This window comes from Embleya sp. NPDC056575, from assembly GCF_042793325.1.
In the GTDB taxonomy this organism is placed as follows: Bacteria; Actinomycetota; Actinomycetes; order Streptomycetales; family Streptomycetaceae; genus Embleya.
Genome location: NZ_JBHTVA010000139.1, coordinates 1 through 8,644, shown reverse-complemented (window position 1 = coordinate 8,644; position 8,644 = coordinate 1). Strand labels below are relative to the sequence as shown.

General features: G+C 68.4%; 6 protein-coding genes. 3 read left to right on the top strand and 3 right to left on the bottom strand.

Annotation, left to right across the window (positions count from 1 at the left end; all coding sequences use genetic code 11):
- Nucleotides 1–46 precede the first annotated feature (46 nt).
- The 3 genes from ACFRCG_RS47850 to ACFRCG_RS47840 all read right to left on the bottom strand — a co-directional run bounded on the left by ACFRCG_RS47850 (nt 47) and on the right by ACFRCG_RS47840 (nt 5,288).
- Nucleotides 47–1,360: a hypothetical protein gene (locus tag ACFRCG_RS47850; protein ID WP_380042977.1), complete on the bottom strand. Its 1,314-nt coding sequence runs from the start codon at nt 1,358–1,360 to the stop codon at nt 47–49.
- Between the two features lie 259 nt (nt 1,361–1,619).
- Complete coding sequence (locus ACFRCG_RS47845) at nt 1,620–3,218, bottom strand: hypothetical protein (protein ID WP_380042976.1); 1,599 nt, start codon at nt 3,216–3,218, stop codon at nt 1,620–1,622.
- Nucleotides 3,219–3,593: 375 nt separating this feature from the next.
- A complete protein-coding gene (locus ACFRCG_RS47840) occupies nt 3,594–5,288 on the bottom strand; it encodes a hypothetical protein (RefSeq protein WP_380042975.1) in 1,695 nt (564 codons plus the stop codon).
- Nucleotides 5,289–5,884: 596 nt separating this feature from the next.
- Between ACFRCG_RS47840 and ACFRCG_RS47835 the strand changes: the two genes are divergently transcribed.
- From ACFRCG_RS47835 to ACFRCG_RS47825, 3 genes are all read left to right on the top strand, one after another.
- Nucleotides 5,885–6,433 (top strand): hypothetical protein, encoded by a 549-nt coding sequence (locus tag ACFRCG_RS47835; protein ID WP_380042974.1) that lies wholly within the window; start codon nt 5,885–5,887, stop codon nt 6,431–6,433.
- Nucleotides 6,434–7,341: 908 nt separating this feature from the next.
- Complete coding sequence (locus tag ACFRCG_RS47830; protein WP_380042973.1) at nt 7,342–7,887, top strand: hypothetical protein; 546 nt, start codon at nt 7,342–7,344, stop codon at nt 7,885–7,887.
- A gap of 154 nt (nt 7,888–8,041) precedes the next feature.
- Entirely contained in the window at nt 8,042–8,599 is a 558-nt protein-coding gene (locus ACFRCG_RS47825; protein WP_380042972.1) for a hypothetical protein, read from the top strand.
- The last annotated feature ends 45 nt before the right edge of the window (nt 8,600–8,644 follow it).

Genomic DNA, 8,644 nt, shown 5'->3' with positions numbered 1-8,644 from the left:
CCAATCACCGGTGTGCGGGCCGCCGTCGTATCGGGGCGCGTGTGGGTCAGCCGATCGACAGGGTCAGCGTGGCGCTGTAGGCGCCCGGCTTCTGGTACGCGGGGACCGCGAGGTCGATCGCGGCGTGGGCGGTGAACGTACCGCCGCCGCGGGCTCCCGCGGGCGCGGAGGCGAGCGTCGCTCCCCCGGCGATCCGGCCGCGGGAGCCCGGAGCGGCGGTGCTCGGGGAACCCGGCTCGGTGCGGACCGAGGGCGTCCAGGTGAATCCTTCGGCCGGAATGCGGCCACCGTCGGGCGAGGTGAAATCCGAGATGTCGGCGGTCAGCGACCAGCCGAGCGTACCGGCGCGCACGTCGGTTACGGTGACGGGGTTCAAGGCGCCCTTCATCGTCTGCGCGGTGCCGTCGAGGGTGATGTCGGACAGCCTTGCCGTGCCCGCCTCCTGACGAAGGGTCAGGCCGCCGGGAAGGACCGTCCCGGTGATCCGCGCGCTGCCGGACTGGTTCGCGGACGCCCTGGTCAGCTCCCGGCTCGCGCTGAACGTGCCCACCATGACGCGAAGATACACCCGGTCGAGCACGGGGATGGATCCCGACGTGTCGACGTCGACCGTCGCGAATCCGGTCAGGTGCCCGTCTCGGGCACTGCCGGTGGCGGAGCCCACCCATTCCGGGGGGCAGACGTCGGTCGGTGTCGCGCACACCGCGACGCGGGCGTTGCCGTCGGGCCAGCCCTCACCGGTGAATTCGACACGCTGCCCGGTGACGATCCGGGTCGGGGTGACCTCGAGGGTGGGGCCGGGACCGATGTCCACGGTGCGGGAGACGGCGGGCCGGGTGATGGGGGAGCAGGTCATCACCGGAAGGGGTGAGAGATTCTCGAACATCGTGTAGGCGCCCGGGGTGAGCGTGATCGGGCCGCTCGCCGAAAGCCGGAACGTGCCGGTGAGGTCGTCGACATCGATGCTTGCTCCGGGTGATGCCGGTTGCGGGCGCGGCGGCCCGGAGACGGTGAAGGTGGTCGGCTCGGGGCCGTCGACCAGAATCTCGGCGCGGACACCCAGCGGGCGTCCGCCGCCGGGCGGGACCGGGATCGACGGCCGGCTTCGCCAGTGCCATGTCACGGTGACGAGTTCACCGGCGCTGTAGACCGACTTCTCCGGCAGGACCGTCAGGTCGACCCGAGGCTCGTCGGAGCCCCATATGGGCCGGGTGGGACCATCGAGGACGCAGCGTTCCGGGAACGCCACCGCGGTGGCGCCGGCCGGAGCGGCGGCGACCACGAGGCCGGTGGTCGCGACGGCGATCGCCGCCGCGAGACTCATCAGGGCGCGACGAGTGATGTGCTTGGTGCGGTGCACGAAACTCCTTGCCGGGGTGCGGAATCGGTGGCCACATCACGCGAGGAGCCGTCGGGCGAGCGATCCGACGACGTGGCCCCCGACGGGATGTTTGGCTGAGTCAATGATTACGGATCGCGGCTCGAAGCGCATGTCCATTCGAGCACCGACGGGTGCGCGCGGCGGGGTGGGCTTCGGTGTGGGCGGGGGCTCGGGGTGACATGCGGACGGCCCCCGCGACCGAAGTCGTGGGGGCCGTCCGGGTGTTCGGGGACGCGGATCAGCTGATGGAGAGGGTCAGGGTGCTGGTGTAGGTGCCGATGGCCTGGTAGGCCGGGACGGCGAGGGACAGGTCGGCGTCGGCGGAGAACGTGCCGCCCGTGCTTGCCCCGGCCGGAGCCGAGGCCAGGGTGGCGCCGGTGCCGATCGGGCCCGCGCTACCGGGCACCGCGGTGCTCGGCGAACCGGCGCCGGTGGTCACCTTCGGGGTCCAGGTGAACTTGTCGGCGCCGATCTTGCCGCCGCTGCCGTTGCCGAAGTCGGACACCGAGCCGGTGAGGGTCCACCCGGTGTTGCCGCCGCGGAAGTCCTTCACGGTCACGGTGTTCAGCGCGCCGGTCATGTTCTGCGCCTGGCCGTTGAGCGTGATGTCCGACAGCTTGATGGCGCCGGCTTCCTGGGTGATGGTCAGACCGCCGGCGACGACGTTGCCGGTCACCGTCTGGCTCAGGTCGCGACCGGGAACGGTGACGCGGAACGGCGCGGTCACCGTGGTGTCCTCCGAGCCCTCGTTCACCTTGATCGCGGTGATGTTGTCCTTGCTCACCACGAGGTCGGTGATGTTGATGGTCCCGTCCGCGGCGGCCTCGGTGTACGCGCTGACGTCGTCGTCCTGGACATCGCCGGCCATGCCGTACGCCAGGACGTAGTTGCCCGGGGTCCAGCCGGAGCCGGTGATCACCACGGTGGTGCCGACCGGGCCGTGGTCCACGCTGAGCGAGATCTTGCGCTCGACCGCCTTGACCTTGACCACGCCGCTCAGCGCCTCGACGCCGCTGCCCTTGACCTTCACCTTGTAGTCGCCGGCGGCAACGTTGTTGCGGACCGTCACGGTGCCGGCGAGCTTGTTGCCCGCGCCGACCGCGAGGGTGTTGCCGGAGATCCTGGCGGCGTCGCAGGCCGAGCCGTCGGCGGCGCACAGCTCAGGAGTCAGCGTGCCGGCGGGCCAGTTGTCACCGGCGATGGTGATCTGACCACCCGCGCTGACCTCGCCGGGCGTCGCGGTGACGGTCGGGTCCGCGGTGCTGGAGCCCTCGACGTTGATCGTGGTGCCGGGGGCGACGGGCGTCACCGGGGTGCACGCGGTGGCGACGTCGCTGCCGAGACCCGCGTCCACGAACGACGTGTAGTTGCCGGGGGCGAGGTTGAGCGTGCCGGGCTTGGTGAGCGTGATGCTCGCCGTCATGTCCGACAGCTTCAACTCCTCGCCGGGCGCGGCGTCGGGGTTGATCCGCGGACCCTCCACCGGCACGGAGGCGGTCTGTGCGCCGGTGAGCAGCACCTCGCCCTTGGGCAGCGCCTTGTTCTCGCCGACGTGGATGCCGAAGGGCGTGTTGATCGGCACCACGCCGTACTTGAGCCATTTCCACGTCACGGTGACCTGGTCGCCGACCGTGTAGGTGGCCTTCGCGGGGGTGACCTGGATGTCCATCTTGAGGTCACCGTCGGCGATGTTGTCCAGGAACGGGTTGGTGCAGTGCGCGCGGTAGTCGACCGGGGCCGCCGAGGCGGATGGTGCGAGCGCGATCAGACCGGCGGTACCGGCCATCGCCAGCGTGCCGATCAGCGCGGTGCTTCTGCGTGGAGCGATTCTTCGCATTCGGGACACTATTCTCCTCGCCGGGATGGAATATGCCTACCGCCACTGTGGAGCAGAACTTCGACATCCGGGGAGAATGACCTGCGGCGTTTGTCGCCGCGAGGGCGAGGTCGGCCGGACCCTCGTCCGGAATGTGCGGGGTACGTGGCGGTGGTCGGCAATAGATGGTCCGACACCGTATTCATCCGGTAATCGCTGACAAAGTCAATAACTGTTCCGCGGGAATCCCGTTGGCACGTGTCACCAAGATCGACTTCCGGCGAAGGCGGGATGGGAATGGTGTATTCCGGTTCCGCAAACGCGGCGGAGACCGCCGTCCGGGGTGGACGGCGGCCTCCGCGTGTGGTGCGTCGAGCGAGGTGCTTTCCGGCCCGGTCAGGTCACCTTGAACGGGGTCGTGGCCAGCCGGTCGGAGTGGAAGGTCTCCGAGGCGATGATCCCGGTCGTGTTCGACTTGGTGATCAGGATCCAGATGCTGAAGTCGCCGTTGGCGTTGGCCCACGCGCCGGCCCAGTCGCTGGTCTTGGAGTCACCCGCGAGACCGTTGACGTTGACCCACGCGAGCGAGCCGTAGCCGTGCCCGGTGACCAGGACGAACGTGCACGGGCTGCCCGAGGTCTTGTCCAACTCCAGCCAGCGGCGCTGCACGGTGATCGCGGTCAGCGCCGAGTTGCCGCCGCCGTCGCTGAGCTTGAGCTTGTAGGTGCCCTCGCCCACGTTGCCCGCGATCGTCACGTTGCCGGCCAGCGCGCCGTCGGCGGCGATCGTGAGCGGACCCGAGCTGATCCGGGCCGCGCTGCACGCCGAACCGTCGGCCGCGCACAACGACGCGGTGGCCGTGCCGTTCGGGGTCCAGTTGTTGCCGGACACCGCCACCGTGCCACCCGCGTGGGTGGACGCCGGCGACGCCGACAGGGTGGCCGGCAGGGCCGCGCCGATGGTGAACGGAGCGCTCACCAGGGTGGTTTCGTCGGTGCCCTCCATCAGGATGATCGAGGTGATCGAGCCCATGCTCGCGACGAAGTCCGGAATCACGATGGAGCCGTCGGCGGCCGACTGGCCGTAGACCAGCGTGTCGTCGAGCAGGTTCCCGGCCGCGTCCCGGCCGTAGGCCAGGATGTAGATGTTCGGGTTGAAGTTCTTGCCGGTGATGGTGACGCCGGTGCCCACCGGACCGCGGTTCGGGCTCAGCGAGATGGTCCGGGCGACCGCGTTGATCTTGACCGGGGTGAGCGCCTCGCCGGCGCCGACCTTGACCTTCAGCTTGTAGTTGCCGGTCGGCACGGTCGCGACCGTGTTGATGTGGCCGGACAGCGCGCCGTTGGCCACCACGAGACTGTTCGCCGCGATTTTGTTGGCGAGGCACGCGGCGCCGTTCGCGTCGCACAGCTCGACCGAGGGGGTGCCCGCGGCCCAGTTGGTCCCGGACAGCGCGACCTGCGAACCGGCGTTGAACTCACCGGGGTTCGCGCTCAGGGTGGGTGCGCCCGTCGAGGGGCCTTCCACGGTGAGGGTGCGCGAGACCGCGATGGGGTTGATCGGCGAGCACTTGGTCTCGACCTTTTGCCCGACCGCGGTGGTGAAGGTCGAGTAGATGTCCGGTGTGAGCCCGACCTGGCCGGCCTGGGTCAGCGTGAAGGAGCCGACCGGGTTGCTCAGGATCAGGTCCTGACCGGGCAGCGCCTCGGGGTTGATCTGCGGTCCCTGAATGGCGAAGTTGCCGGTCTGCGCGCCCGTCAACTTCACCGTGCCGACCGGGTAGGTCGAGTCCTTCGGCACCTTCCCGACGACCGGGATCGACGTCGGCGCCTTGGGGTAGAGCTTCCACTGCCACTCGACCGAGACCACGTCGCCCACCTGGTACGTGCTCTTGGAGGGGGTGACGACCAGGTCGATCTTGACGTTGCCGTCCGGCGGGTTCGAGTACGGGTTGGTGCAGTGCGTCGCGTAGTCGACGGTGTCGGCCTGCACCGAGGGGGCGATCGCGACGAGCGCGCCGGTGCCGGCGACTGCCGCGGCCGCCGCGACGGCGACCAGTCTGCGGGAAGCGATTCTTCGTATTCGGGACACGGTTCTCCTAGCCGGGTGGGGAAGTGCCGAGTGACGCGTGGTGCGGAGGTCCGGCTCGCCCCGGCGGTGCCCGATGGCTGCCGATTCGCCGATCACCGCCACGTTCGTCCGTCGGATACGGACGTCGGAAGCGATGACCGAGAAGCGTGGAATGGGACGGGGAAGGCGAACTCCGACGTGGTGCTGGTGCCGAAGATCTAGCGAACAAAGCCCCAGGAAGCAATGCGCAAATGGTGATCATCTTGGTGTCACGTGTCACCATGATCAACTTTGATAAACCCTCGAAGGAAACCCTTTCCAAAGGCGACCGGGTCAATGGGTCGGGTTCTTCGAATGCTGGTTCTTGCCCGGTTGATTCGTCTACAAAACCGTATTGACTTCTTCCGCTTACGCAGTTTCACTCATGGCTGTGCCGGAGGGGCCCCGAAGCGTGGGGCGAAGCGCCCCGACCCGGATCCCGATCACCTCGGCCGTCCCCTGTGGCGGTCGACGTCGGGATGCCCGCCGGCAGCTCCACCGTTTCCGCCTGCGGTGCAGGCCAGGGAGAACGTGCGCCACCACCAGGTCTCAGGAAATCGACGACAAGGAGTTCCACCATGTCCCGTTCCAAGATCACCACCACCGGTATCGCCTGCGTGACCGTCGCCTTCGCGGCGGCTGTGGCCCTGTCCGGTACGGCGCACGCGGTTCCCGATTCCCGGGGGGTGACGCTGACCTGCCAGGACAGCACTGGTAAGACCTGGGTCACCGGCGGCGCCGGCACCCTGACGTCGAGCGACCCGGGCGGCACCAACCCGCAGAAGATGAAGCTCGCGTCGCCGATGGTGGCGCCGATCGCCATCCCGGCGAACTCGCTGGCCACCGTCATCCGCACGGTCCAGACCGGCGCGGGCGCGGGCACCATCCGCGACTTCGTCGGCACGGTCAACCCGCCGATGAACGCCGGCAACCCGATCACCCTCGGGGCGATCCCGGCCACGGCGCGCCTGGCCGCGGGCACCACCGTGCGTCTGCAGGACACCTCGGCCGGGGCGCCCAGCGCCACCAACTGGTCGATGAAGATCAACACCACCATTTCCGGTTCGTCGGTCGACATCTACTGCGCCGGCAAGCAGGACGCGGCCTCGGGCGACTTCAGCTTCTAGTCGCCTCTCCGGTCGGGTGCTCCCGGCGAGTACCCGACCGGGCCGAGGACGCGGGTGTGACGGTCTGCTGCTGCCAAAAGCCTGCCCGGGTGGCGTTCGCGCCGCCCGGGCAGGTTTTTTTGTTTCCCGGGTCCCGCCCCTTTCGGTGCGACGGGGGCGGGGCGGAAATAGTGTGACCGTTTGAATCCGGTGTCACGTGTCACGGGCGGAAAATTCGATAAACCGCGATTCGCATGCAAGGGGCGGGTCGCGTATTTGCCTTCTCCGGGGTAAGCCGGGCGGGGTGTGGTCCGCGAGTACCCGATCGGCGCGAACGTGGCTCCTCGGGCCCGTGTGTGGCTCGGTGCGGCGGGAAGGAACGGACCCGAGGCCCGGACGTCCGGCGGCCGGAAGGGCGGGATTGCCGGGCCGGCCGCGAGCCGCCCCGCCGATGGCCTCGTCGGAGGCGCTCCGGAAGTCGCCGATTACATGATCGGAAAGCGGCGGATCCGAGGGCCGAAGTCATCCGCGCGACGCTGTCTTTTTGTTTTCGATGGGCATTCAAACGACTGGAATCACAGTAAGTAATCGAGCCTGTATAGTGACGCGTGTCACCATGATCAAAAATATGTAATTGATGATCATTGGCAATGGGCGACAGGTCTTGGTCAATATGGTTGGAAGGTAGTCGATGATCACTTGGCAATGCAAAGATGGACAATAGGCATTGACTTCTTTTCGGCATCCCGCTTCACTCTCCCTTGCCGGGGAACCGAACTCGAAGCAATGCGGATCCTTCTGCGGTAACAGCGGCATCGCTGCACCTGTCGATGTCGAGATACCGGCCGGCGGTACCAAAGCCCTGCCCACCGCGGGTGGTCGGGCGGGCGTGTCTTCGTTCGGAAAGCCGTGAAAGGAGCACTACCTTCATGTCTCGTTCCAAGATCGCCTCGGTCGGCATCGCCTGCACGGCGGGTGCCTTCGCGGCCACGATGGCCCTCTCGGGTACCGCCTCGGCCCTGCCGCCGGAAAGTCACGGCGTCAGCGGCATGACGTGTGTGGACATTCTCAGCAGCACCGTCTGGGCGTCCGGTGGCACGGGCACCCTCTTCTCCAGTGACCCGGGTGCGCCCAACGCGCAGAAGATGAAGCTGACGTCGTCGATGACGGCGCCCGTCTCCATCGCGCCCAACACGCTCACCACCACGATCCTGTTCACCGGCGGGATCACCTTCTCCGGGACGGTCAACCCGCCGATGAACGGGCCGATCCCGCCCAACCCGGGCAGCCAGATCACCCTCGGCCCGGTCGCCGCCGGCTCTCGCATCGCCTCGGGCACCACGACGAACATGGTCTCGACCTCCGGAACCCCGACCGCCACGAACTACTCGGTGCGCATCCAGGCGTCGTTCCCGGGTCTGCCGGCGGCCGACATCCGTTGCACCGGCAGCCAGGCCGGGACCTTCACGTTCTGATCCGACCGGCTCTCGACCAGGGAGCCGGAGCCCTCGGCTCCGAACGCACCTCGCGCCCGTCGTGGCGGCCTTCGGGTCGCCGCGACGGGCGTTGCCCGTGTATCGGCACTTCGCCGACCGCCTCGATGATCGGCCGACCGGGGAAGGACCCCACATGATTCGTTCCAGGCTCGCCACGACCGCCGTCGCGTGCACCGCGGGCGCATGGGCCGCGGTGACCGTGCTGTCCACGTCCGCGTACGCGATTCCGCCGGAATCGAGGTCGGTCGCCATCAGCTGCGACGACTCCAGTGGCATGGTCTTCGCCGGTCCCGCGTTCGTCTCCGGGGCGCTGACGTCGAGCGCGCCCAGCCCCTCCCTGCCGCAGAAGCTCAAACTGGGCCTGACGATCAGCAACCCCGCGAACATCGCGCCCAACTCGGCCACGATGGTGTTCCGCACCGTGCAGACCAGCAGCGGCGGATCGGGCGTCGGGACGGTGTTCGATTTCGCGGGCACGACCCACCCGGCCTGGGGCCCGGTCCCACCGATGGTCATGGGCCCGCTCTCCGCTCCCGTGCGGATCCCCGCCGGCACCGCCCTGCGACTGAAGACCACCACCGGCACGCCGAGTGCCGCGAACTGGTCGATCAAGGTGCACAATCCGGTGGCGGGCAACGACATCCACTGCGTCGGCAGCCAGAGCGGCGGTTCGGCGGACTTCACCTTCTGAGCCGGTCTCCGCACAAACGTCGGCCCCGGTATCCGCGGCGGATAC

Coding starts and splice junctions, on each gene's coding strand:
- ACFRCG_RS47845 (WP_380042976.1), bottom strand. CDS start 3,218: ATGCGAAGAATCGCTCCACGCAGAAGCACCGCGCTGATCGGCACGCTG.
- ACFRCG_RS47825 (WP_380042972.1), top strand. CDS start 8,042: ATGATTCGTTCCAGGCTCGCCACGACCGCCGTCGCGTGCACCGCGGGC.
- ACFRCG_RS47830 (WP_380042973.1), top strand. CDS start 7,342: ATGTCTCGTTCCAAGATCGCCTCGGTCGGCATCGCCTGCACGGCGGGT.
- ACFRCG_RS47835 (WP_380042974.1), top strand. CDS start 5,885: ATGTCCCGTTCCAAGATCACCACCACCGGTATCGCCTGCGTGACCGTC.